This is a genomic window from Allobosea sp. (assembly GCF_017308075.1).
Lineage (GTDB): Bacteria > Pseudomonadota > Alphaproteobacteria > Rhizobiales > Beijerinckiaceae > Allobosea.
The window spans coordinates 171,113-194,935 of the sequence record NZ_JAFKFX010000030.1 but is presented as its reverse complement, the minus strand read 5'-3'; the positions used below and the strand labels follow the sequence as shown (position 1 = coordinate 194,935).

Genomic DNA, 23,823 nt, shown 5'->3' with positions numbered 1-23,823 from the left:
CAGTCTCGTCACCGGATTGCCGGATGCTGCCGCCATGACCATCGAAGCCCAGATCGTGCTCGCCGTCTTCGCCGACTATTTCCAGTTCTTCGTCCAGGACGAAGCGGCCAATGAGGATTTCGGTCCGCTCTGGACCGATGAGGCGGTCGAGCGCCTGATCGCTGCCGGCGATTGCAGCGTCGGGATCGGGACGGTGCGCAACATGTCGGTACCGGTCGCGCTGACGATCCACGCGGACGAGCCGGAGGATGATTTCGATGAGTGGGACCTGGTCAACGAATGCTCCTTCACGGTGCGTTCGGGCCGGATCGCGATTCTCGGCTGTACGGATGCGCTGCCGGAGGCGGCGCGGATTTCGCTCGCGCCCGGCCCCTATCGGCTGCGGGTCTCCTATTCCGGCCTCGACAGCCTGAGCGAGGACGGGCTCGACGGCGACGACTTCTACCGGCTGCAGCTCTGGCCGGCTCCGCTGGCCGGATTGCGGACCTTGAAGGAGAAGGCTGGCGCGAGCCGCTGATCGCGCCTTGCACAGCGGCCCGGAAATCGGTTACACAGCCTCATTCGAAGAGGAACGCCCGTGGCCGCATCCGCCACCCATGCCCTGAAGACAGACCGCGCGACCGCGCGGAGCGACGGCATGCGCGCTTCCCTCGTTCTTGGTCAGCTTCTTCTCCTTATCAGCCCCTGAGGGCCGACCGGGCATGCATGCCTGGGCGCTCAGGGGAGTGACGAGAACCGAAATCCAGACCCTCCGCGCCGGATATCTCGCATAGCGGCGCGTTCCGAGCCAAGGAACAGCAGCATGACCGTCTCCAACAATGCTTCGTCGAAGGATCGCGTCCTGATCTTCGACACCACCCTGCGCGATGGCGAGCAGTGCCCCGGCGCGACCATGACCTTCGAGGAGAAGCTCGAGGTTGCCGACCTGCTGGACGCGATGGGCGTCGACGTGATCGAGGCCGGCTTCCCGATCGCCTCCGACGGCGATTTCGAGGCGGTCTCCGAGATCGCCCGGCGGATCAAGCGCGCCACCGTGGCCGGGCTCGCCCGCGCCATCACCGCCGACATCGCCCGCGCCGGCGAGGCGGTGCGCCATGCCGTGAAGCCGCGCATCCACACCTTCGTCTCGACCTCGCCGATCCATCTGCAGCACCAGATGCGCAAGACCGAGGACGAGGTGCTGGAGATCATCACCAAGACGGTGACGCAGGCCCGCAACCTGGTCGAGGACGTCGAATGGTCGGGCATGGACGCGACCCGTACGCCGATCGACTATCTGTGCCGGGCGGTCGAGACGGCGATCAAGGCCGGCGCGACGACGATCAACCTGCCGGACACGGTCGGCTATGCGACGCCGGACGAATACCGCGACATGTTCCGCCAGATCCGGGAGCGCGTGCCGAACGCCGACAAGGCGATCTTCTCGGCACATTGCCACAATGATCTCGGCCTCGCCGTCGCCAATTCGCTGGCGGCGATCGAGGGCGGTGCCCGCCAGGTCGAATGCACCATCAACGGCATCGGCGAGCGTGCCGGCAATGCCGCGCTGGAGGAGATCGTCATGGCGCTGCGGGTGCGCGGCGACGTGCTGCCCTACGATACCGGCATCGAGGCGAGCATGCTGACCCGCGCCTCCAAGGCGGTCTCGACCGCCTGCTCCTTCCCGGTGCAGTACAACAAGGCGATCGTCGGCCGGAACGCCTTCGCCCATGAGAGCGGCATCCATCAGGACGGCATGCTGAAGCATCAGCAGACCTACGAGATCATGACGCCGGAATCGGTCGGCGTGACCAAGACCTCGCTGGTGATGGGCAAGCACTCCGGCCGTGCCGCCTTCCGCTCCAAGCTGAAGGAGATGGGCTACGATCTCGGCGACAACCAGATGGAAGACGCCTTCACCCGCTTTAAGGCGCTGGCCGATCGCAAGAAGCATGTCTACGACGAGGATATCGAGGCGCTGGTCGACGAGAACATCGCCACCGCCCATGACCGCGTGAAGCTGCTCTCTTTGACCGTCATCGCCGGGACGCGCGGGCCGCAGCGCGCGCTGATGAAGCTCGATGTCGAAGGTCGCGCCGTCACCGAGGAGGCCGAGGGCAACGGGCCGATCGACGCCGTCTTCAATGCGATCAAGGCGATCGTGCCGCATGAGGCGCGCCTGGAGCTCTATGATGTCCACGCCGTGACCGAGGGCACGGATGCGCAGGCCGAGGTCTCGGTGCGGCTGTCGCAGGACGGAGCTTCCGTTACCGGTCGCGGTGCCGATCCCGATACGCTGGTCGCCTCGGCCAAGGCCTATCTGGTGGCGTTGAACAAGCTGATCGCGCGCGGCGCGCGCACGCACGCGCAGGCTGCCGCCGAATAGGGCGCCCACCGAGAGCATGCTCTCAAGGCCGGTGTGCCGCGCTGTGACCGGCGCGGCACACCGGCCTTTTTTCTGGCCGGGACCGGGAACAAATTCTGGATTCGCGAAACGGATGTCGCTCTCATGCTGCGGGGGGCCATCGCGAGACCTAGTTTCCCATGACGTCGCGACGCCTTGTTCTCTTGGGCGCGTTCGCCCTGTTTCAGGCCGCTCCGGCAACGGCCCATACGGCGTTGCCGCCGGTATCGCCGGTCGCGCAGTCCGAGGAATATGCGCAGATCTGCATGGGCGAGATCGAGGCGCCGGATGCGGAGCGCCGCAGCGCCTGCGACGCTGCCCTGCAGGTCGAGCTAGGCCGTGCCGACCGGGCGGATCTGCTCGCCAGCCGCGGCTGGCTGGAGCAGGGGCGAGGCCGCAGGCAAGCGGCGTTGCGCGCTTTCGAAACCGCGCTGCGGATCAACGCGGGCCACCTCGCCGCGCTGCGCGGGCGGGCGGCGGTGCTCTCCGAGCTCGGCCGGCATCGCGCGGCCGAGGCAATACTCGCCGCAGGTCTCGAGGCCGGTCAGGCGACCGCCAGCCTGCTGGTCGACCGGGCCAATCTGCGCGAGCGACGCGGTGACCTCGCCGGGGCGCGCAAGGATCTCGATCACGGCCTGCGGCTCGATCCGTCCAGCGCCTGGGCGCGGCTGGCGCGGGCGCGGCTGCTGCAGCGCATCGGCGAGGACGAAGGCGCTCTGGAGGATCTCGACATGGCGCTCGAGATCGAGCCCGCGGTCGCCTCGCATCACTATCGCCGCGGTCTGTCCTTGTCCGCACTGGGGCGTCCGGCCGAGGCGGTCCAGGCGTTCGAGCGCGCCCTGCGTCTCGAACCGGCGGTGGCGCGGGGCTGGGTCGAGCGCGGCCGGGCCTTCGAATCCCTGCGGCAGATGGAGGCGGCGCTCGCGAATTATGAGCAGGCGCTGCGGCTCGAGCCGCGCAACGAGACCGCCCTGGCGCGTCGCGCTCTGGTGCTGCAACGCAGCGGCAGGCCGCTCCAGGCGATCTCGGCCTATGGCACGCTGATCGCCGCCTATCCGGAGACGGTCTTCGCCTTCAACAACCGCGCTCTGCTGCTGATCGAGCAGGGGCGGCAGGCCGAGGCGCTGGCCGATCTCGATCGGGCGCTGGTGCTGGCGCCGCGAGACGGCAACGGCCTGCGCAATCGCGCCCGCCTGCTGCTGTCGCTCGGCCGCAATGCCGAGGCGCTGCGCGATCTCGACCTGGCCGGCCCCGGTCCCGATGCTTCCGGCTGGAACGCGCTGCGCGCCGATGCGCTGTTGGCGTCGGGTCGGGCGGAGGCGGCCAGGACGGCCTATGAGGCGGCCCTGCGCGCCGATCCGAAGGACGTGGCGCTTCGCTTCGGCCTGGCGCTGGCCGAGGAGATGCTCCGCGAGAGGCTGGCGGCGCTGGCGGCCTATGGTGCGGTGCTGGCGCTCGACCCGTCGCATGAAGGCGCGATCGCGCGGCGGGAGGTGCTGCTTCCGGCGCTCGGACGTTCCATCGAGGCCTGGCCGATGCGCCTGGCCGCCTTCGTCCATGCGGCCAAGATCCAGTTCGGGCGGGAGCGCGAGGCCTTCTGGCTCGCCTACAGCGCCGCCCGCACGCCGCCCGCCCCATCCGGTCGGAACGAGCTCGCCGAGCTCGATGCGGCTCTGGCGGTCGACGGGCTCGACCTGCAGCGCCTCGTGCGCCGCGCGCAATTCGGTATCGGCCAGCCACAACGCGAAGCGCAGGCGCGGGAGGATATCGCGACGGCGCTCGGGCTCGACCCCGGCCACCCTGTCGCCTTGGTGCTGCGGGCGCGGCTGCGTTTCCGTGAGGGCGTCTTCGCGGAGGCCCTCACCGACGCCGAGACCGCGCTGTTGCGGGCGCCGCGCTCGGTCGAGGCGCTGTTCCAGCGGGCCCGTGCACTGGAGGCGCGCGGGCAGGGCGCGGCGGCCTTGAAAGCCTATGACGATGTGCTCGCGGTTGCGCCCGCCAATCATGCCGCACTGCTCAATCGCGGCCAGCTCCTGCAGCGTTTCCGCCAGTTCCAGCGCGCGCTCGGCGATTTCGACGCGGCGCTCCGTATCGACCGCAGCGATGCCGATGGCTGGCTCTCGCGGGCCGGGATCCGGGTGGCGCTCGGCGAGCCCGAGGCCGCGATCGCCGATTACCGCGAAGCGCTGGCGCTGGCGCCGAACCGCATCGATGTCGCGCTCGGCCTGACCCAGGCGCTGGTCAGCGCCGAGCAGCCGAGCCTGGCCATCGACGAGCTCGGCCGGCTGATCAAGCGCTATCCCGAGCAGGCGGGCTTCTGGAACATGCGCTGTTTGATCCGCGCGGTCAGCGGGCAGGTGGCAGGCGCCCTGCCGGATTGCGAGGAGGCGCTGCGGCTTGCACCGAACCAGAGCGGCGTCCTGCATACGCGCGCGCTGGTCCAGCTCAAGCGCGGCGATCTCGACGGCGCCATCGCCGATTATGACCGGGCGCTCTCGCTGGACGCCCGATTGGGACAGGCCTGGTATGGCCGGGCGATCGCCCATCAGCGCCGCGGCGACGAGGCCGAGGCGGCGTCCGATTTCGCCCGGGCGCGCGCGCTAGATGGCAGCGCCGGCGAGCGCTATCGCGCCTATGGTGTGACGCCCTGAACGGCGCTGGGCGCGGGCCGCCGCCTCAGATCGGCCAGCCGCGATCCGGTTTGATCGTCGCCAGCACGAAGGAGGAGCGCATATCGGCGACGCCGGGAAGCGTCAGCAGGCGCTGCATGGCGAATTCGCCATAGGCTTCGATGTCGCTGGCGACGATGTGGACGAGCAGGTCGCATTCGCCGGTCATCGCCTGGCAGGAGATGACCTCGTCGAAAGCCTGCAACTGCTCGATCAGCCTGGTACGCCAATCCGGATCGGATTGGGCGAGCTTGACCAGGGCATAGGCCTCGACGCCGTGGCCGAGCCTGCGGCGGTCGATCAGCGCCCGATAGCCGGCGATTACGCCGTCTTCCTCCAGCGCCCTCAGGCGACGCAGGCAAGGCGAGGGGGCCATGCCGATTTCCTCGGCGAGGGCGGCATTGGTCAGCCGTCCATTGCGCTGCAAGGCGCGCAGGATGCGCCGGTCGGTCGCGTCGAGGCGTGACGAGAAATTCGCCGGATGGGGCATGATCGGACCTCTTGGCGAAGTCGGTGCGCATATTCTGACGCATCTCCGCGCTGACGCGCAACAGAAAGTCAGGATGTGACTGGAGGAGCGGCGCAATATGGGGCAGCATTGGGAGATGCGCCATGACAACCGACCCGCTCAGCCGCTCGGGCTTGAGGCCTGACCAGGTTCCGGCCGATTTCGTCGTCGATCAGGGCTTCGACCGCTACAGTGGCGCCGACCACGGCACCTGGGGCCGGCTCTACCGGCGCCAGCATGATCTGCTTCAGGGCCGGGTCTGCGAGCCGTTCTTCGCCGGACTCACGGCACTCGGCATCGCCGCCGATGCGATCCCGGATTTCCGCGAGATCAACCGCGTCCTCAAGGCAGCGACCGGCTGGGAGGTGGTCGCGGTGCCGGGCTTGGTACCAGATCGGGTCTTCTTCACCCATCTTGCTGCACGCCGGTTTCCGGCGGGGTTCTGGATCAGGCGGCCGGAGGAGTTCGACTATATCGAGGAGCCGGACATCTTCCACGACATCTTCGGCCATGTGCCGCTGCTGATGAACCGCTCCTACGCCGATTTCGTCGCGGCCTATGGCGCGGCCGGTTTGCGCTATGCCGATCCGGCCGATCTGGCGCGGCTGGCGCGGCTCTACTGGTACAGCGTCGAGTTCGGGCTGATCGAGACGGAGGCGGGCCTGCGCATTTTCGGTGCCGGCATCGCCTCTTCGCCCGGCGAAACGCTCTATGCGCTGGAGAGCGCCAAGCCCAACCGCATCCGTTTCGATCCGGTCCGGGTGATGCGGACGCGCTACAAGATCGACGACTTTCAGCAGAGCTATTTCGTCCTGCCGGGCTTCGAGGCGATGCCCGACCTCGCCCCGGAGCCGCTGGAGCAGGCGATGGTGCAGGCGCGGGCACTGCCCGATCTCGAGGCCGATGCCGTTATCGCAGGCGACAGGCTGGTCACGGCCGATGATCGGCAAAGGCGGCCGGCGGCCTGATCAGCAATGGCATTATTCGGAGTGCCCGACCGGGCAGTCGAGCGGGGGCTCCCTTCTATCTGCGCCGTCATTCCGGCTTCCGGATTTGCGCCGCTGCGCGACTTGCCCGCAATGACTACAGGGCCGAAGCGGATCTGCGCTCGCTGAAGCAGCTTTTGAGCCGGCGCCCTCGGAGCTCCCCCGGGCAGGTGCCGGGTTTTCGGCTGGTTTTGTAACGTTGCCCCCTGTTTGCGGTGGACGGCGCCGGCCACTCGCTTGGCGCCGGCCTGATTCTTGCCACTATTGCCTCCCGGTGCGCGCGGGCGCGATGGCTGGGAGCGGGCGAGATGGCTGGCTATTTTCCGAACTGGACTTTGAAGACCTCCGGCGACGTGATGCCGGACGAGCGCCTGCCGACCGGGCAGACCGTGATCGCCGGCTTGCAGCATGTCGTCGCCATGTTCGGCTCGACGGTGCTGGCGCCGATCCTGATGGGGTTCGACCCCAATGTCGCGATCTTCTTCTCGGGCATCGCGACGCTGCTGTTCTTCGTCATCACCGGCGGGCGGCTGCCGAGCTATCTCGGCTCCTCCTTCGCCTTCATCGGCGTCGTCATCGCCGCCACCGGCTATTCCGGCTCCGGTCCCAATCTCAACCTGCCTGTGGCGCTCGGCGGTATCATCGCCTGCGGCGCCGTCTATGCGCTGATCGGCCTGATCGTGCAGGGGGTCGGCACGCGCTGGATCGAGAAGCTGCTGCCGCCGGTCGTCACCGGCGCGGTGGTCGCCGCGATCGGTCTCAATCTGACCGCGGTCGCGATCAACATGATCTCGGCCAGCCCCTACACCAAATGGGTCGCGCTGTTCACCGTGGTCGCGGTCGCCATGATCGCCGTCTATGGTCGCGGCCTGGCCCAGCGGCTGCCCGTTCTGATCGGCGGCCTTGCCGCCTATATCCTCTATTCCGCGACGGCTTCCGCCTTCGGCGCGCCGCCGATCGATTTCGGCAAGGTCGCTGCCGCCGCCTGGTTCGGGCTGCCGAACTTCGTCGCGCCGGTCTTCGAGGCCAAGGCGATCGCCCTGATCGTGCCGGTCGCGATCATTCTGGTCGCCGAGAATCTCGGGCACATCAAAGGCATCTCGGTGATGACCGGGCGCAATCTCGACAATCTGATCGGGCGCGGCTTCTTCGCCGACGGCGTCGGCACGATGATCGCAGGTTCGGGCGGCGGCACCGGCGTCACCACCTATGCCGAGAACATGGGCGTGATGGCGGTGACGCGGGTCTATTCGACGCTGGTCTTCGTCGCTGCCGGCGTGATTGCGCTGCTGCTCGGCTTCTCGCCGAAGTTCGGCGCGGTGATCGGTACGATCCCCGTCGCGGTGCTGGGGGGGCTTGCGGTCGTCGTCTTCGGCTTGATCGCGGCGACTGCCGGCCGGATCTGGGTCGAGAACAAGGTGAACTTCGCCGACCCGAAGAATCTGCTCACCGTCGCGACGGCGCTGATTCTCGGTGCTGGCGACCTGAAGCTGCCGATCTTCGGCTATGAGCTCGGTGGCATCGGCACGGCGACCTTCGCGGCCATCGCGCTCTATCATCTTCTGGATCGCCGGAAGACTGCCTGATCACTGAAGAATGCAGCCGAAAACGGCCGAAAAATCGCTCCGGCGTGCCATCTGGCGGATTTGTCCCCAAGGCGTGCCGGAGCTCTTCAAAGAAGTTTGCATATTTCTGTCGTAGACGGGTGGACAGGGCAGGGGGTGTTTGCTACATCGCCGCCTGTCGGGACGCGGTCCACGCCTCGCCGACGACGTCTTCGTGGCGTATGGGTGATTAGCTCAGTTGGTAGAGCAGCTGACTCTTAATCAGCGGGTCGTAGGTTCGAGCCCTACATCACCCACCACGATCTCAAAGGCTTAGACGCCTGGGGCCGTCTGGCGTTTTCATGAAGCATCGCATTTGGCGCGGCGCTCGGCATCTGTACGCCGCCTTCTCTGCTTCGCCCGATCCTCCGTGAAGTCCAAAAAACGCCGGCGGTTGTCGTGCAGGGAAACCGGGCTGCAGATGGCGGCGCGGGCCTGGCTGCGTGGAAGCGCTATTGCCTTGCGATACCCGATTTTGTCTTCTGATTGTCGGAAGCAGCCATTCGTCAGATCGGGACAACACCATGCGCCTTATTGCCGTCGTGCTCATGGCGATTGCGAGTGGTGGCGCTGCTGCCGCCAGCTTCAAGGGCTATCAATGTTCCTCTGACTGCTCCGAGCATCAGGCAGGCTATAACTGGGCTTACAATAAGGGGCTCCGAAAGAGCGCCGAATGCCCGGTGGTCGTCTGGAGGCAGTCGTTCTATGAAGGCTGCTTGGCGGCCGTAAAGGAGAAGGCATCACGGAGCCGCCGTCCGAAGGGACCCTGAAACCGCGACATGGACAAGGGGCTGGATCGCCAGTTCGCCTCCGAGAGGATGCGCGGCGTTTCCGTGTGGGCAGGTCTCTCGCCCGCCGGCGCGCCGGTTATTTCCGCGACGCGTCGATCTCCTCGATCGACAGATCGAGGAAGACGAGCAGCATCGGATTGGGAGCGAACACGCCTCCCGCCTTCGGCCCCATCTGATCGTTCAACAGCTTCAGCTTTCGGCATGCCTCATCCCTTTAGGGCCTGCGGCAATCGCCGCAGCTCCGGCGACGTCTTCCGTTGCGTATGGGGGCTAGCTCAGCTGGCAGAGCAGCGAACTCTTAGTCGGCGGGTCGTAGGTTCAGCCCTTACATCACTCTCCACGGATCATCTAAGAAAATCCTAGGCTTAAGCTATTGAGTGGCACATGGCTGGCAGAGCATTTCGGGAACATGCGAGCTGATTTTGCCTTCGCACGGTTCGCGCGGGGCTCGACCTACTGATACTCCGGCTTGTCGGCTACGGTAATTCGGTTCTCCGTGTCGCCGTCTATGATTTGCGAGGCGATGTTTACTGCGTCGAAAACGCGCTTGAATTGGAGGGCATGTGGTCCCGACAGAATGATTCCACGTGCGGCCCCTCCCGTGAAGAACGCCTGTCCTAATCCCTCAACAGGCCTACCTGCGGCTCGAAAGGCTGTCGCGACTTGCTCGGCAAACTGCGCGCTTTCCGGCGTTCCGACGTGGTTGATCGAAAAGGAAATGTTGGGTGGCAGCTCATTGAGCGCAGCTACCATCCTATTCAGTTCCAACGTCGACATTCGCCGCGGCGACATTCGATCCTCTAGCCTCAGGCGTGCAGCCTTCTCCTGCTCGACCGACCTCTCAAGGATGAGGTTTTGCCGCCTCGTCTCTTCCATGGTCTTTTCGGCTTCCGCTGCCTTGAGGGACAATTCGGCGGTCTTTTGATCCGCATTGGTCTGGAAGGATTTGAGTTCGCGATCCTTGTCACCAGAAACGATACGTTGCAGCTCCGTCTGTCGATAGCCGATCACGAATGTCAGAGCGGCCACAATCGCTGCTGCGAGGGCCATCCAATTGCGAGCTGCGGTCCACAACGGCAGCTGCTCGGCCGGGCTTAGGTCCCAAAACCACACCTTCCGACCCCCTGCTGTTTCGCGACGCGTGTTCTCAGTCATGCCATTCCACTAGCTTCGCGATTGTGGTCCGCCAGTTCGAGGGGGCGCGCGAGATAATGTTCTAGGACGTCGGTGCTCGACTGTAGGCTGTGGCCCGTCACGCTCGCGATCTCGGGGATGTTGGTGCCGGCTATTGCGAGCCAGGTTACGGCTGTGTCGCGCAGGTCTTGGTGGCGAAAGCTGGCCAGTGGCGGCATAGGCCTAGTCAGACAGGGCACGTTAGCCAGTTTCATCTCCTCGCCCGGTATCGGGTTGCGCACGGTCCACAGATAATGCTTGGGCGGCGCGATCTCCTTGCCGCAGCACCACGCGCTGCCTGCCGACGAGTTTGGCCATGCCGTATGCCGCTGCGTCGCGGATGGCGAAAAAGATGTAGCGGTAGTCGTCGGGTTTGAAAGGCGTGCTGTCGCGCTCATCGCTGATCATCTCGATGTGGCGCACTGGCGTCAGCTTTTGCTCGCCGCGCGGGGCGGCATAGATCCCATTGCGGCGGCTGCGTACCTGGAAGAGCAGCGGCGCTTTCGGAATTGCGACCATCGCGCCGGTTATTTCCGCGACGCCAGGAGGCTTGCAGTCGATCTCCTCGATCGACAGATCGAGGAAGACGAGCAGCATCGGATTGGGAGCGAACACGCCTCCCGCCTTCGGCCCCATCTGATCGTTCAACAGCTTCAGCTTTCGGCATGCCTCATCCCTTTAGGGCCTGCGGCAATCGCCGCAGCAACCCCCATTCGGGTGATGAACGCCAGCGCCGACGGAAAGCCCCGCCGATGGCCGGGCCCGTGACGGCCACCCTGCGGACGGAGTCCCGACAAGACGGCGAGCTTCGCGCCGCTCTCTCTCTCCTGTGCGGGGCTCGCTGCGCGTCAGCCGCCACGATTCAGCGCTCCTATGGCGCTGGCCTGATGGCACGGCAGCGACTTGTCATCAGGGCAGGGCGGAGGGTGTGTAAAAGACTCGATCTCCAATCGAGACGTGGTGGCGTCATCGTTGTTTTCTTGAGCGTCGCCATTTTATTGATTTTACTTCAGTTTAGATGTTGTGGAGTCAAGTATAATCAGGTTTGACAGTCGAAATCTTCCTGTGCGACCTTTTGTTCATGGCGGCGCCGGGCGAGCTTGATCCGGATGCCAGTCATGGCCTTTCGGGAGACTGATCGATGGCGAGTTCGCTGCCTCGGGTGACCTATTCCAATATCGGCGTGGATTTCAGCGCGGTGTTCGCGCGACTCTCCACCAGTATCGAGACGGCGCTGGCAGCGCCGGCGGAACTCCATCCCAACCTGATCGGCGGCGCATGGGACCTGGCCGGTACGCAATACGAGGCGCGCAGCCCGATCGACGGCAAGTTGCTGGGCCGCTTCGTCGAGGCTGGACCGGCAGAGGTCGGTCGGGCCGTGGCAGCGGCACGCCAGGCCTGTCGCGGCTGGGCCGCGACGCCATGGCAGGAGCGTGTGGCTCTGCTCCGGCGCGTCGCGGAGCGGCTGGAAGCCCATAAGTTCGCGGTCGCTGCCGCCTGCCTGCGCGAGGTCGGAAAATCCTTTGGCGAGGCGATGGGCGAGGTCGAGGAAGCCGTCGATCTCGTGCGCTATTATTGCGACGAGATGGAGCGCAATGACGGTTTCCGACGGCCATTGCAGCGGGCCGTCGCGATCGAGGAAACCTCGGATGTGCTGCGCCCCTACGGCGTCTTCGCGGTCATCGTGCCGTTCAACTTCCCGGTTGCGCTCGGCATCGGCATGCTGACCGGGGCCTTGGTCGCCGGCAATGCGGTCGTGCTCAAGCCGAGCCCCTTTGCGGGATTGACCGGCGGCTGGCTCGCCCGGCTGTGCGAGGAGGCCGGGCTTCCCGCCGGGGTGCTCAACCTCGTCTGCGGCGGGGCCGTCACCGGCCAGGCTTTGGTCGATCATCCGGATGTCGCCGGCTATGCCTTCATCGGCTCGCATGCGGTGGGAACGAAAATCCTGCGCAGCGTCGCGGCCGGGCCGTTCAACCGTCCGGTGATCATCGAGATGGGCGGCAAGAATCCGAGCTATGTGACCGCCAGCGCCGATCTGGATGTTGCGGCCGAAGGCGTGATGCGTTCGGCCTTCGGGCTGCAGGGCCAGAAATGCTCGTCGGGCTCCAAGGTCTATGTCGCGCGGGCTGTCTATGACGACTTCATGTGGCGGCTGGTCGAGCGCACGGCCGCCCTGAAGATCGCCCCGCCGTTGCAGCCTGAGGTGTTCATGGGGCCGGTGATCGACGAGAACGCCGCGATGCGCTACCGGAAAGCCTGCGAGGAAGCCGGGCGCGACGGAAAGATCCGCTTCGGCGGGACGCGGCTCTCCGGCGGTGTCCATGATGGCGGCGCCTATCTGCAGCCGACGATCGTCGAAGGGCTCGCCCCGGGCCACAGGCTGAACAAGGACGAGCTGTTCCTGCCCTTCCTCTCGGTGCAGCCCTATGACCGGTTGGAGGATGCGATCGCCGACGGCAATGACGTCCTCTACGGCCTGACGGCGGGCGCCTATGCCACTGACGAGGCGGAGCTCGAGCTCTTCCTCGATCGGGCCGAGGCGGGCGCGCTCTATGCCAACCGCGCCAGCGGCGCGACCACCGGCGCCTGGCCGGGCGTGCAGACCTTCTGCGGCTGGAAGGGCTCGGGTGTCGCCGGCAAGGGTGGGCTCGGCCCCTATTATGTGCCGCAGTTCATGCGCGAACAGAGCCGGACCATCATGCGCTCCGGCAGCGGCAAATGACGGGCTAGATCGCCGCGCGTCCGTTCGGACGCGGTCACGGTGATCTATCTCAGTGTTATCGCATCGGAGTTTTCCGAAAAGAGGATTCCACTTTTCGGTCCGATGCTATGGGGGCGCGGCCGCCGATCTGGCGGCTCGCGCCCGCGAGCCGATCGCTCACTGCTTCTTGCCGTCCTTGCCGAACTGCTTGAGGAAGGCCGTCAGATCGCCGATCTCCTTGTCGTTCTTGATGCCGGCGAAGACCATCTTGGTGCCGGGGATCTTGGCCTTGGGGTCCTTGATGTATTCGGCGAAGATCGCCTCGTTCCAGGTGATGTCGGCGCTCTTGTTGGCGGTGGAGTAGCTGTAGCCTTCGACGGCGCCGGTATGCCGGCCGAACAGCCCGTTGAGATGCGGTCCAACGCCGTTCTTCGCGGTCTCGCCGATCTGGTGGCAGGCGCGGCACTTGTTCCAGGAACGCTCGCCGGCGGCGATGTCCTGGGCGTTCGCGGAGGTCGCGGCGAATGCCGCGGCAATCAGGGTCGCGCTGGTCAGAAATCGCATGCTTTGTCCTTGTCTCCGGGGGCTTGAAAAAAGAGGCCGCGCGGGGCGCGGCCTTCAGTCCGGCGCTGCGCGGGAGGTCGCGGCGCAGGTGTTCCTCGTCAGCTGAACATGTCGGCGGTGATGCCGGCATACCAGCCCATGTTTTCGGCCTGGTTCTCCTTGCGCAGCTCGGCGCTTTCGCCGGGCTTGGAGACGAAGGTCTCGGTCGCCGCGATCTTGCCGTCCTTGGGCTCGTAGCGGCCGCCGACCTTGATGGTGTCGTCGGGCGCGACCAGCGACCAGCAGGTGTTGACGTAGCGGGCCGGGAAGGTGCGGGCATTGGTCAGCTCGCCGCGGATCGTCATCGCCGCGACCTTGGCCTGGCTGTTGGCCGAGAAGGCGGATTTCGGCATGTCGCCGGCGATGCAGGCGTCGCCGAGCACGAAGATGTTCGGGTCGACGGTCGATTTCATCGTCGCGGCATCGATGGCGCAATAGCCGCCTGCGGGGGCCAGCCCGGCGCTGCGGGCGATCTCGCCGGCCATCTGCGCCGGGATGACGTTGACGAAGGCGCAATCCTTGTAGGTCTCGAAGCCGGTGACGACCGTGTTGGTCTTCGGGTCGACCGATTTGATCCCGTCATGGATCTTGGGGCCGAGCCATTCGATCATCGACCGGTAGCGCTTCTCCCAGTCGGCCTGGAAGACGCCCTGCTTGGAGAAACTCTCCTTGGGGTCGAGGATGATGATCTTGGCGTCCTTCTTGCCGGCCTGCTGCAGCACATGCGCGAACATCGAGGCGCGCTCATAGGGGCCGGGCGGGCAGCGATAGGGGTTCGGCGGGGCGATCATCACGATGGTGCCGCCATTGGGCACGGCATCGAGCCGCTGCTTGATCAGCTGGGTCTGGCGGCCGGGCTTCCAGCCATGCGGCATCTGCTCCTCGACCTCCTTCGACCAGCCGGGAACGGAATCGTATTTCAGGTCGATGCCCGGCGAGACGACGAGGCGATCATAGGGCAGGCGCTGCCCGGTCGAGAGCACGACCTCCTTCTTGTCGCGGTCGATCTGGGTCGCCCGCGCCCGTGCCAGCGTGATGCCGTGGTTCTTCGCCAGTGCATCGTAGCCGTGGACGATCTCCTCGTATTTGCGGAAGCCGCCGACATAGAGATTGGAGTGGAAGCAGGTCTGATAGCTCTCGTTCTCCTCGACCAGCGTCACCGCGATGGCGCCCTGGCTGTCCTTGGCGATGTAGCGCGCCGCCGTAGCGCCGCCGGCGCCGCCGCCGATCACCACGACGCGGGGCTTGGCCTGGCCGAGAACGCCCGGTGCTCCCAATGCGAAAGTTCCGGCTGCCGACAGGCCGGTCAGGACGACGGAGCGGCGATTGATCTGCATGTCTCTCTCCCCAGTGCTCGTTCGATCGACATCGTCCTGCGACATCGTCTTGTCGGTAGTCCCGGCGGCCTCTTGCGGACCTGACCGATCTTCATCCGCCCCAGTCGCGGCGCGCAATCGCACGCTCAACGGCTCGGCTTCAGGCTTTCATAATAGGCGGCGAGCGCATCCATCTCCTCGCGCGTCAGGCGTCCGGCGATGGTCTGCATCACCTGGTTGTCGCGCTGCTTGTCGCGATAGGTGATCATCAGCGCGATGAACTGGTCGGCCGGGTGGCCGATAATGGCCGGGATGCCGCCGACCTGCCGGCCGCTGCTCTGATGGCAGGTCGTGCATTCGGAGGAGAGATATTCTCCCAGGGCCTTGTCGCCTGTGGCGCTGGCCGGACCGGCCGACAGCGCGAGCGCCGTCGCGACCGAGCCGAGCCAGGCCGGAACCGGAAAGGTGCCCGCCATCAGTCGACCTTCGGCGCCGATTTCGAATCGGGCGTCACGTCCAGGACCACGGCGCGCCCCGTGATCTTCGCCTCGGTCTTGCAGTTCGTCATGCAGGGCTCCTTGCCCCAGAACGCCTTCTCGGTGGTCTCGCGATCATCGTCGTAGAATGCGGCGGCGTTGGGCAGCTTCACCGAGGTGAAGTTCTTGTCCGTGAGCTCGAACTCCTCATCCTTCACGATGTCGTTCAGGTAGAGCAGATAGGCCGTCAGGGCGTAGATCTCGTCGGGGCTCAGCGACTGGGCGTTGCCATAGGGCATGGCGCGCCGGATGTAGTCGTACACCGTCGAGAGATCGGGCCAGAACGAGCCGATGGTCTTCTCGGGCCGATCGGCCTTGAGCGAGCCCTGGCCGCCGGCGAGCACCGGCCAGCGGCCATTGCCCTGGCCGAACTCGCCATGGCAGCTCGCACATTGCGCCTGGAAGATCTCGTCGCCCTGCTTCACCGTGCCCTTGCCGGGCGGCAGGCCCTTGCCATCGGGACGCACGGCGATGTCCCAGGCCTTGATTTCCTCCGGCAGAGCCGGGCGGCCGAGGCCGAGCGCCGGCGTCTTGGCGGGCGAGGCGTGAGCAGGCGTGGCGGCAGGAACCTGCGGTTTGGCGGTCTGGGCGATCAGCGGGCCGGCGCCGATAATGGCGAGGCCGGCCAGGCCTGCGAGGAGAACCGGCTTAAGCGATCTCGACATTCTCGGTCTCCCCGTTCGCCTTCACATGCCAGGTCTGGATGCCGTTATTGTGGTAGATGGAGTTGACGCCCCGGACCTTGCGCAGTTCCTCCTTGGTCGGCTGAACATAGCCGGTGGAATCGATGGCTCGCGACTGGATCAGCAGCTCCTGGCCGGCCCAGTCGAAATCGACATAGAAGCGGGTCAGCGACTTATCGAGCACGGGCCCGTCGATCCTAGCCGATTGCCAGTTCCTGCCACCGTCGAGCGTGACGTCGACGCGCTTGATCGTGCCGCGCCCTGACCAGGCGAGGCCGGTGAGGACGTTGCGGCCCTTGTGCTTGAGCGGGGCCTGCGGCGAGGGATTGGTCACCACAGACTTGGCGTCCATGATGAAGGTGTAGCGGCGCGAGCGGCCATCGGCGAGCAGGTCGGTGTATTTCGAGGTCTCCTCGCGGGCCTGCCAGGGCATGTCGCCGACCTCGATCCGGCGCAGCCACTTCACCCAGATATTGCCTTCCCAGCCGGGCACCACGGCGCGCAGCGGGTAGCCCTGCTCGGGGCGCAGCGCCTCGCCGTTCATGGCGAAGGCGATCAGCACGTCGTCGAGTGCCTTCATCACCGGCAGGGAGCGGTTCATGCCGGAAGAATCGGCGCCTTCGAGCATCAGCCATTTGGCATTGGGCTTGAGCCCGGCCTCGGCGAGCAGCAGCTTCAGCGGCACGCCGGTGTACATGACGTTATGGATCATGCCGTGGGTGAACTGGCAGCCATTGAGCTGCGCCCCGCGCCATTCCATGCCGGAATTGGCGGCGCATTCCAGGAAGTGGACATGGTTCTGGCGTGGCATGCGCCTGAGGTCTTCCATGGTGAAGACCAGCGGCTTTTCGACCAGCCCATGGATCATCAGCCGGTGATTGGCCGGATCGATATCGGCGATGCCGCCATGATGGCGCTCGAAGCACAGCCCGGAAGGGGTGATGATGCCGTCGAGCTCGTGCAGCGGCGTGAAGTTGACCGAGGATTCGGGAGAGGCCGTCAGCCAGGAGACGTCGCGGCGCATGACATGCTTCTCGAAGCGCGAGGGCGTGCCATAGGGGCGCTTGTCGACGCCTTCGCCGAGATAGCGGTTCCAGTCCTGGACCTCGGTGATCAGCGGATCGGGAGCGGGCGCCTGGGCGCGCGCGGGCAGAGTGCTGGCGGCTAGGCCCGCGCCGGCCACCCCGGCTGCGCCGAGGAAGCGGCGGCGGCTGAGCGGCCCGGCCTGGTTTTCAGAGCTCATGGGCATACGTCCTGTTTGGGCGAGGGCAGGCGGCTCGAAAGACCGCGTCAGGCCCCGGTGACTTTGACGGCGTCGTTCGGCTTGATGGTGATCGTCTTGGTCGCGGCGACATGGTCGCGGACCACGTCCCAGATCGGCGGCCCCTGCGTGCCTTCGTTGACGCTGGCCCAGCCGGAGACCACGTATTTCTTCGCGGCCTCGATCGGCTGGCCGGACTTCAGATGCGTCAGGCCGGAGATGCGGCTGCCCATCGGCTTGCCGACATCGATCGCGTAGCCCATGCCACCGACGCGGACCATGTCGCCGCCGCCCTGGAAATAGGGGTCCGGGTGGAAGATGTTGTCGGCGACGTCCTCGAGGATCTCCTTGAGCTGAGCGCCGGTCATCTCCATGCGGTAGCAGTTGGGATAGGTGATCGCGGTGGCGTTGGTGATCGCCTCCCAGGTGATGGCGTCGCCCGGCAGCAGGCTGCCGCCCCAGCGGAAGCCCGGCGAGAGCGCGATCTCGGCGTCGCGTTGGCTCAGCATCGCGTCGCAGATCAGATCGTCGAAGGAGCCGTTGAAATTGCCGCGCCGGTAGAGCAGCGACTCCGTCCGGCCGATCTCCCTGGCGAGATCGGCGGCATAGGGCTCGCGGACCTTCCTGATCAGCGCCGCCATCTCGGCATCCGGGGCGATGGCGTCGGAGAAGACCGGCATCAGCTTGAAGCGGATATCGGAGACCTTGCCATCCTTCACGGCGATGTCGAGCCGCGACAGGAATTTGCCATGCGAGCCGGAGGCGACGAGCACGGTGTCGCCGACGCGGATCATCCCCGGCATCGCATCATGGGTGTGGGCGGTCAGGATGATGTCGAGGCCCTTGACCCGCGAAGCCAGCTTCTTGTCGACGTCGAAGCCGTCATGGGAGAGCAGCACGACGATGGCAGCGCCCTCGGCGCGGGCTTCCTCGACCTGCTTCTGGATTTCCTCCTCGCGGATGCCGAACTCCCAGTCCGGGAACATCCAGCGCGGATTGGCGATCGCGGTCCGGGGCAGGGCCTGGCCGATCACGGCGATCTTGACGCCGCCCCTCTCGAAGACCTTGCGCGGCGGGAAGACCGGCTCGTTCCATTCCTTGTCGCGGATGTTCTGGGCGAGGAAGGCGAAGGAGGCGCTCTCGGCGATCTCCTTGACGCGCTCGGCCCCGAGCGTGAACTCCCAATGGCCGACCATGGCGTCGGTCTTCAGCGCCGACATCACCTCGACCATGTCCTGGCCCTTGCTCTGAAGCGAGCTCCAGCTGCCCTGCCAGGTGTCGCCGCCGTCGAGCAGCAGAACCTTGTCGTCGCCGCGCTCGGCCCGGATCGCCTTGGCGAGCGTCGCGACGCGGTCGAGCCCGCCCATCCGGCCATAGGTCTTGGCCAGGCTGGTGAAATCATCGGAGGTCAGTGCGAAGGCGTCGGCCGAGCCGGCGGCGATCTTGAAATGCGCGCGGAACTCGGCGTCGACGAGATGCGGAGGCTGGCCCTTGGCCGGGCCGACGCCGAGATTGACCGAGGGCTCGCGGAAATGCAGCGGCATCAGCTGCGCATGGATGTCGGTGACATAAAGAAGCGTCACCGTGCCCAGCGGGTCGAAGCGCAGGATATCGGCCTGGGAGAGCTTCTGCTGCGCGGCTGCCCGGCCGAGCGGGCCGAGGCCGGAGGCCGTGGCAATCGCCGCCGCGGCCGCCGTCGCCTGAAGGAATTCGCGTCTCGAGATCATGACTCATCCTTTGGATGCGCGCACATCGCGATCCATGGGCTCTTCAAGTGGCGCTTGGGCCGTCATTGCGAGGAGCGAGGCGACGAAGCAGTCCAGGAGCGGCAGAGCTCTGAGAGACTGGATTGCTTCGCTAGCGCTCGCAATGACGAGAGGGCTCAGCCGACCGTGATCTTGTTCTTGGCGGTGTATTCGGAGCCGTCATCATCCTTCCAGGTGAAGGTGAACTCGCCGGATTCCGTCGCTTTGAAGAAGAAGGACTGATAGGGATTGGCGGAAATTGCCGGCTGCCAGTCGGCCGAGAAGACCGGCTTGCCGTTGAAGCTCGCGCTGAACTTGTTCAGGATCTTGCGCGGGATCGTCTTGCCCTGCGAATCCTTGCGCTGGCCCGATTCCATCTCGTGCGAAATCAGGGTCTTGATCTCGATCAGCTCGCCGGCGGCGGCCTTGGCCGGCACGCGCACGCGCGGGGTGGGCTTGGTGGTCATGGGAGCATCCTCACCTTGAAGCGTCGTTGTTCTCGTTGAAGCGGCGGCGAAATCAGCCGCCGCAGCCGCCGATCGTGACCTTGATGTTGGCCTTGGCCATGTGCAGCGAGCCGTTCGACATCTCGGCGACGCAGATGATGTTCTGGGTCTGGGCGAGGCGCATGCGGGTGGCGGCCGAGGCCTTGCCGCAGGCCGGCGTGAAGGTGTAGCTCACAATGCCCGGTAGCGGGTTGCCGTCGGCATAGATGTGGACGGCCTTGACGTAGTCGGCCTCGGTCATCGGGCTCTCGACCTCGACGTTCACGGGCACGACCAGGCCGTTCTCGGCGATCTCAGGCACGTCGAGCTTGATCTTGCCTTCGCCCAGCTTCTTGTCGCCATAGAGCTTCTTGATCTCGGCCTCGACGGCCTTCTCATCGGCGAAGGCGAGGCGCGAGCCCAGCAGGCTGGCGAAGGCGGCAATGGCGCCGGCCGTGATCGTGCTGCGGCGCGTAAGCCCTGAAGACATCGGGTTTCCTCCTTTGAAATGTTCTTGTTTCGCTCTTGACGGCGGGGCCGGCTCGCGATCATTCTCACGTATCGTGATATTGTTTTTTGTGAATGTAAAGCCCCTCCAAAGAGAGAGAGGCGTACAGCACGGGCCGCGAAAACGCGGTTGCCAGAGGGAACGAAAGGGCAAGGGATGAAGCTCCCCATGATCGGGGCGGCCGTGCTGGCTGCCGCCATGACAATGGCCGCAGGCCATCTGACCGCGCAGTCGCCACCGCTCGACGATAGCGAAAAGGAAATCGAGCGCTATCGCCAGATGCTGTCGGACCCGTTCTCCAATCCGGGCTTCCTGGCGGTCGACCGCGGCGAGGTGCTCTGGGCGGAGAAACGCGGCACCAAGAACGCTTCGCTGGAGGCCTGCGATCTCGGCGAGGGGCCGGGCAAGCTCGAAGGCGCCTTTGCCAAGCTGCCGCGCTATTTCGCCGATGCCGACAAGGTGATGGACACGGAGCAGCGCCTGCTCTGGTGCATGGACAAGATCCAGGGGCTCGACACCAGGGAAGTGGTGACGCGGCGCTTCTCCGGCCCGGCCCGGGCTTCCGACATGGAAGATCTCGTCGCCTTCATCGCCAACAAGTCGAGCGATATGAAGATCCAGCCGCAGCTTTCCCATGCCAAGGAAAAGGAGATGGCGGCGGTCGGCGAAGCGCTGTTCTACACCCGCGGCGGCGTCAACGATTTCTCCTGCGCCACCTGCCATGCCGAGGAAGGCAAGCGCATCCGCCTGCAGGGGCTGCCGAACCTTTCGGTGAAGGGAAAGCCCGCGCAGGAGACGATGGCTTCCTGGCCGACCTATCGCGTCTCGCAGAGCGCGCTGCGCACCATGCAGCACCGGCTCTGGGACTGCTATCGCCAGCAGCGCTGGCCGGTGCCCGGCTATGGCACCGACGCGCTGACCGCTCTCACCGTCTTCCTGCAGAAGCAGGCCGAAGGCGGCGAGATCAAGGTTCCGTCGATCAAGCGCTGAAGGGGCACGACATGATGAAGCACATCTTCGCCGGTGCCGCGCTGCTGCTTTCGGCCGGCGCGGCGCTTGCCGACGAGCGGCCGAGCCAGGCCGTGATCGACGCTTACCTTGCCGCGACCTTCGGCAAGGCGCCGCCGGAATGGCAGGCCCGGATCAAGCCGGACGAGTCGCTCGCCGTCTGCAACACGACCCGCAACAACCCGTCCTCGGCGCAGTCCGAGGCGATGTTGAAGCGCGAATCGGCGCGCGTCTCCTACCCCGCCGACGGAAAATTCCTCGGCGACTGGAAGAAGGGCTATCAGGTCGCCAATAACGGGCGCGGCGGCCAGTTCTCCGACGCGCCGAACACCGTCTCCGGCGGCAACTGCTTCGCCTGCCACCAGCTCGACCCGAAAGAGGTCAGCTTCGGCACGCTCGGTCCGAGTCTCGCCGCCTATGGCAAGGACCGGAAATACGATCCGGAGACGATCAAGGACGCCTATACCAAGATCTACAACTCGATGGCGGTGGTTCCCTGCTCGAACATGCCGCGCTTCGGCGTCAACAAGGTGCTCGACGAGCAGCAGATCAAGGATGTGATGGCCTATCTGTTCGACCCGGAATCGCCGGTGAACAAGTAGCGACAAAGGTGCAGGCGGGGGCGATCCGCTCTTGCGGCCGGGAATACGGTGAAGGCGGGTCGCATCTGCGGCCCGCCTTCTTCGTTTCGGCTCAGCCCGACTTGACCGGATTGCGCTTCAGCCAGTCGGGGAAGGGCGCGCTCTCATAGCCCTTCTCGCGGACATAACGGAACATCGCCAGGAATTGCGGTGGCTCGAGCAGGCCGGGCATGCGTGCGACTTCGCGGGCTTGTGGCTTGCGATCCTTCAGCCCGTCCGCATGTTCGGGCAGGAACTGGATCGTCGGGGTGAACCTGACCCCGTAGCGCTCGCCGAGCTGCTTCTCGCCGAGCTTGCCGCCGTCGAAATCGGTGACCTCGCGCGCGCCGATATGGTTGAGGTGCAGCACCTCGAAATTCGCCTTGATGTAGCCTTCGATGGCGGGGTCGGCGAGATGGACCTCGTGCATGCGGCGGCAGGCCGGGCAGCCCTTCAGCCCCCACATGATGGCGAGCCGCTTGCCGTTGGCGGTCGCGCCCTGCAGGTCCTCGGCGAGGTCGAGGAAGCTCTCGAGATACCAGTCGAGATGGTAGAGCCCGTCCTCGCCCAGGGTGGCGGCGGCCGCCGCCGGTTTGGCCAGCGTCGCCGCGAGGGCGGTGCCCAGCAGGATTCTGCGCGTCAGCATCAGCCTCTCTCTATCCGATCGTGCCGAGGGCCGGAAATGTCTGGAGCAGCCAGCCGGCCAGCACCGGCATGGTGCCGGTCATGAACAGCAGGCCGGTGACGACGAGGGCCGCGCCCATGGTCTTCTCGACCACCGGCATGTGGCGGCGGAACCGCGCCATCAGATTGAGGAACGGACCGGCGAACACGGCCGCGAGCAGGAAGGGCACGCCGATCCCCAGCGAATAGGCGGCGAGCAGGGTGGCGCCGCGGGCGGCGGTTCCTTCCGCCCCGGCGACCATCAGCACCGTCGCCAGCACCGGCCCGACGCAAGGGGTCCAGCCGAAGGCGAAGGCGAGGCCGACGAGATAGGCTCCGATCATGCTCGCCGGCTTGCGCTCGGTCTGGAAACGCGCCTCGCGATAGAGCAGGGGGATCCGCAGCCAGCCGAGGAAATGCAGGCCCATGATCAGGATCAGCGCGCCGGCGATGATCGAAAGCGTCTCGAAATAGGCGGTGACGACGGTGCCGATGGTCGAAGCGGTGGCGCCGAGCGCGACGAAGACGGTGGTGAAGCCGAGCACGAAGGCGCCGGCCATCATCACGATCCGGCGCGACTGGCGGGCCTCGAGCCTGCCGCTCGAACCGGACAATTCGCCGATGCCGACCCCGGCCAGGAAGCAGAGATAGGGCGGCACCAAAGGCAGCACGCAGGGGCTGAGGAAGGAGAGCAGCCCGGCCATGAAGGCACCTGCGATCGAGATGTCGAACACGCCCTGATCCTGCCTCTGGTTTATATATCTGAATACGACTATGTTAACGGGATGAATGCAACCGCCAATGTCATGCGTGCCTTGCTTGTCGCCTCTGCGCTGCTGCTGCCGGCCATGGCGGCGCGCGGTGCGGAACTCCTGATGTTCGAGCGCGCGGGCTGCGTCTGGTGCGAGCGCTGGGACCGCGAGGTCGCCCCTGGCTACGACAAGACGGCGGAGGGGCGGGCGGCACCGCTCCGGCGGATCGACCTCGGCAAGGGCGGCGCGCCTGAGCCAGGCCTCGCCAAGCCGGTGCGCTACACGCCGACCTTCGTGCTGGTTTCCGAGGGGTGCGAGATCGGCCGGATCACCGGCTATCTCAGCAACGACACGTTCTGGGGTTTGCTTGGCAAGATGCTTGCTGACATAGAAAAGTCGATAGAGCGAACGAGCGGCCTGTCCGCGACAATGGAAAAGCAATGAGCGCGATCGTTTCCAAGGCTCTCGAGACCGAGCTGCGCGACGGCGAGGAGTTCTCGCCCGAGCTCGATGTCCTGATGCGCAAGGCGCGCAAGGCGAGCGATTTCCTCAAGGCGCTCTCGCATGAGAACCGCTTGCTGCTGCTCTGCCTGCTCGCAGAACGCGAGCGCACGGTGACCGAGCTGGAGCATATCCTTTCGCTGCGTCAGCCCATGGTGTCTCAGCAATTGGCGCGGCTGCGGCTCGACCAGCTGGTGACGACGCGAAGGGATGGAAAGGCGATCTATTACAGCCTCGCCAACGACGATGTCAGGCGCGTGATCTCGGTGATCTACGACATTTTCTGTGGACCGCAGAAGCCGGCGAAAGAGGATTGACGACCGAAAT

23 protein-coding genes and 1 tRNA gene are annotated in these 23,823 nt (G+C 65.8%); 11 read left to right on the top strand and 13 right to left on the bottom strand.

Annotated elements, in window-relative coordinates; translation table 11 throughout:
• Nucleotides 1-34 precede the first annotated feature (34 nt).
• The 3 genes from J0J10_RS12620 (at nucleotide 35) to J0J10_RS12610 (ending at nucleotide 5,034) form a co-directional block, all read left to right on the top strand.
• Nucleotides 35-517, top strand: a complete 483-nt coding sequence (locus J0J10_RS12620; RefSeq protein ID WP_291646892.1) for a hypothetical protein — start codon at nucleotides 35-37, stop codon at nucleotides 515-517.
• Between the two features lie 285 nt (nucleotides 518-802).
• Nucleotides 803-2,365 (top strand): 2-isopropylmalate synthase, encoded by a 1,563-nt coding sequence (locus tag J0J10_RS12615; protein ID WP_291646891.1) that lies wholly within the window; start codon nucleotides 803-805, stop codon nucleotides 2,363-2,365.
• A 158-nt stretch (nucleotides 2,366-2,523) separates the two neighbouring features.
• Complete coding sequence (locus tag J0J10_RS12610; protein WP_291646890.1) at nucleotides 2,524-5,034, top strand: tetratricopeptide repeat protein; 2,511 nt, start codon at nucleotides 2,524-2,526, stop codon at nucleotides 5,032-5,034.
• A 25-nt stretch (nucleotides 5,035-5,059) separates the two neighbouring features.
• Here the strand turns inward: J0J10_RS12610 and J0J10_RS12605 are convergent, their stop codons facing one another.
• Nucleotides 5,060-5,542, bottom strand: a complete 483-nt coding sequence (locus J0J10_RS12605; RefSeq protein ID WP_291635921.1) for an Lrp/AsnC family transcriptional regulator — start codon at nucleotides 5,540-5,542, stop codon at nucleotides 5,060-5,062.
• A 122-nt stretch (nucleotides 5,543-5,664) separates the two neighbouring features.
• Here J0J10_RS12605 and phhA point away from each other — a divergent pair, with 122 nt between their 5' ends.
• The 3 genes from phhA (at nucleotide 5,665) to J0J10_RS12590 (ending at nucleotide 8,410) form a co-directional block, all read left to right on the top strand.
• A complete protein-coding gene (gene phhA / locus J0J10_RS12600; protein WP_291646889.1) occupies nucleotides 5,665-6,528 on the top strand; it encodes a phenylalanine 4-monooxygenase in 864 nt (287 codons plus the stop codon).
• A 326-nt stretch (nucleotides 6,529-6,854) separates the two neighbouring features.
• Nucleotides 6,855-8,132, top strand: coding sequence for a solute carrier family 23 protein (locus J0J10_RS12595; RefSeq protein ID WP_291646888.1), 1,278 nt, complete (start codon nucleotides 6,855-6,857; stop codon nucleotides 8,130-8,132).
• 202 nt (nucleotides 8,133-8,334) lie between these two features.
• Nucleotides 8,335-8,410 (top strand) — tRNA-Lys (locus J0J10_RS12590).
• Between the two features lie 984 nt (nucleotides 8,411-9,394).
• On the opposite strand, the gene J0J10_RS12585 is transcribed toward J0J10_RS12590, so the two are convergent.
• Together J0J10_RS12585 and J0J10_RS12580 are read right to left on the bottom strand one after the other, a co-directional pair.
• A complete protein-coding gene (locus J0J10_RS12585; protein ID WP_291646887.1) occupies nucleotides 9,395-10,096 on the bottom strand; it encodes a hypothetical protein in 702 nt (233 codons plus the stop codon).
• 219 nt (nucleotides 10,097-10,315) lie between these two features.
• Nucleotides 10,316-10,762, bottom strand: a complete 447-nt coding sequence (locus J0J10_RS12580) for a hypothetical protein (protein WP_291646886.1) — start codon at nucleotides 10,760-10,762, stop codon at nucleotides 10,316-10,318.
• A gap of 493 nt (nucleotides 10,763-11,255) precedes the next feature.
• Here J0J10_RS12580 and J0J10_RS12575 point away from each other — a divergent pair, with 493 nt between their 5' ends.
• On the top strand, nucleotides 11,256-12,836 hold the full coding sequence (locus J0J10_RS12575; RefSeq protein ID WP_291646885.1) for an aldehyde dehydrogenase family protein: 1,581 nt from the start codon (nucleotides 11,256-11,258) through the stop codon (nucleotides 12,834-12,836).
• 156 nt (nucleotides 12,837-12,992) lie between these two features.
• Here J0J10_RS12575 and J0J10_RS12570 read toward each other — a convergent pair whose 3' ends face one another.
• The 8 genes from J0J10_RS12570 to soxY all read right to left on the bottom strand — a co-directional run bounded on the left by J0J10_RS12570 (nucleotide 12,993) and on the right by soxY (nucleotide 19,934).
• Nucleotides 12,993-13,379: a c-type cytochrome gene (locus J0J10_RS12570; RefSeq protein WP_291635929.1), complete on the bottom strand. Its 387-nt coding sequence runs from the start codon at nucleotides 13,377-13,379 to the stop codon at nucleotides 12,993-12,995.
• 98 nt (nucleotides 13,380-13,477) lie between these two features.
• Nucleotides 13,478-14,755, bottom strand: coding sequence for an NAD(P)/FAD-dependent oxidoreductase (locus tag J0J10_RS12565; protein WP_291646884.1), 1,278 nt, complete (start codon nucleotides 14,753-14,755; stop codon nucleotides 13,478-13,480).
• Nucleotides 14,756-14,880: 125 nt separating this feature from the next.
• A complete protein-coding gene (locus J0J10_RS12560) occupies nucleotides 14,881-15,210 on the bottom strand; it encodes a c-type cytochrome (RefSeq protein WP_291635933.1) in 330 nt (109 codons plus the stop codon).
• Nucleotides 15,210-15,935 (bottom strand): c-type cytochrome, encoded by a 726-nt coding sequence (locus tag J0J10_RS12555; RefSeq protein ID WP_291646883.1) that lies wholly within the window; start codon nucleotides 15,933-15,935, stop codon nucleotides 15,210-15,212. Before J0J10_RS12555 ends, J0J10_RS12560 begins: the two co-directional genes overlap by 1 nt.
• Nucleotides 15,919-17,196, bottom strand: a complete 1,278-nt coding sequence (gene soxC, locus J0J10_RS12550; protein WP_291646882.1) for a sulfite dehydrogenase — start codon at nucleotides 17,194-17,196, stop codon at nucleotides 15,919-15,921. The genes J0J10_RS12555 and soxC overlap by 17 nt, the downstream gene beginning before the upstream one ends.
• Before the next feature lie 47 nt (nucleotides 17,197-17,243).
• A complete protein-coding gene (gene soxB / locus J0J10_RS12545; protein WP_291646881.1) occupies nucleotides 17,244-18,941 on the bottom strand; it encodes a thiosulfohydrolase SoxB in 1,698 nt (565 codons plus the stop codon).
• Nucleotides 18,942-19,096: 155 nt separating this feature from the next.
• A complete protein-coding gene (gene soxZ / locus J0J10_RS12540) occupies nucleotides 19,097-19,426 on the bottom strand; it encodes a thiosulfate oxidation carrier complex protein SoxZ (protein ID WP_291635940.1) in 330 nt (109 codons plus the stop codon).
• 52 nt (nucleotides 19,427-19,478) lie between these two features.
• Nucleotides 19,479-19,934 (bottom strand): thiosulfate oxidation carrier protein SoxY, encoded by a 456-nt coding sequence (soxY, locus tag J0J10_RS12535; protein ID WP_291635942.1) that lies wholly within the window; start codon nucleotides 19,932-19,934, stop codon nucleotides 19,479-19,481.
• A 216-nt stretch (nucleotides 19,935-20,150) separates the two neighbouring features.
• Here soxY and soxA point away from each other — a divergent pair, with 216 nt between their 5' ends.
• Together soxA and soxX are read left to right on the top strand one after the other, a co-directional pair.
• Nucleotides 20,151-20,942 carry a sulfur oxidation c-type cytochrome SoxA gene (soxA, locus tag J0J10_RS12530; RefSeq protein ID WP_291647043.1) on the top strand — a complete coding sequence of 264 codons (792 nt, stop codon included), beginning with the start codon at nucleotides 20,151-20,153 and terminating at the stop codon, nucleotides 20,940-20,942.
• Between the two features lie 14 nt (nucleotides 20,943-20,956).
• Nucleotides 20,957-21,562 (top strand): sulfur oxidation c-type cytochrome SoxX, encoded by a 606-nt coding sequence (gene soxX, locus J0J10_RS12525; RefSeq protein ID WP_291647042.1) that lies wholly within the window; start codon nucleotides 20,957-20,959, stop codon nucleotides 21,560-21,562.
• Nucleotides 21,563-21,653: 91 nt separating this feature from the next.
• On the opposite strand, the gene J0J10_RS12520 is transcribed toward soxX, so the two are convergent.
• Together J0J10_RS12520 and J0J10_RS12515 are read right to left on the bottom strand one after the other, a co-directional pair.
• The gene (locus J0J10_RS12520) at nucleotides 21,654-22,226 is read right to left on the bottom strand and encodes a SoxW family protein (RefSeq protein WP_291646880.1); all 573 of its coding nucleotides are present in this window, start codon (nucleotides 22,224-22,226) and stop codon (nucleotides 21,654-21,656) included.
• Between the two features lie 10 nt (nucleotides 22,227-22,236).
• Nucleotides 22,237-22,947 carry a cytochrome c biogenesis CcdA family protein gene (locus J0J10_RS12515; RefSeq protein ID WP_291647041.1) on the bottom strand — a complete coding sequence of 237 codons (711 nt, stop codon included), beginning with the start codon at nucleotides 22,945-22,947 and terminating at the stop codon, nucleotides 22,237-22,239.
• Between the two features lie 81 nt (nucleotides 22,948-23,028).
• Between J0J10_RS12515 and J0J10_RS12510 the strand changes: the two genes are divergently transcribed.
• Nucleotides 23,029-23,439: a thioredoxin domain-containing protein gene (locus J0J10_RS12510; protein WP_291646879.1), complete on the top strand. Its 411-nt coding sequence runs from the start codon at nucleotides 23,029-23,031 to the stop codon at nucleotides 23,437-23,439.
• Entirely contained in the window at nucleotides 23,436-23,813 is a 378-nt protein-coding gene (locus J0J10_RS12505; RefSeq protein ID WP_291635949.1) for an ArsR/SmtB family transcription factor, read from the top strand. Before J0J10_RS12510 ends, J0J10_RS12505 begins: the two co-directional genes overlap by 4 nt.
• Nucleotides 23,814-23,823 lie beyond the last annotated feature (10 nt).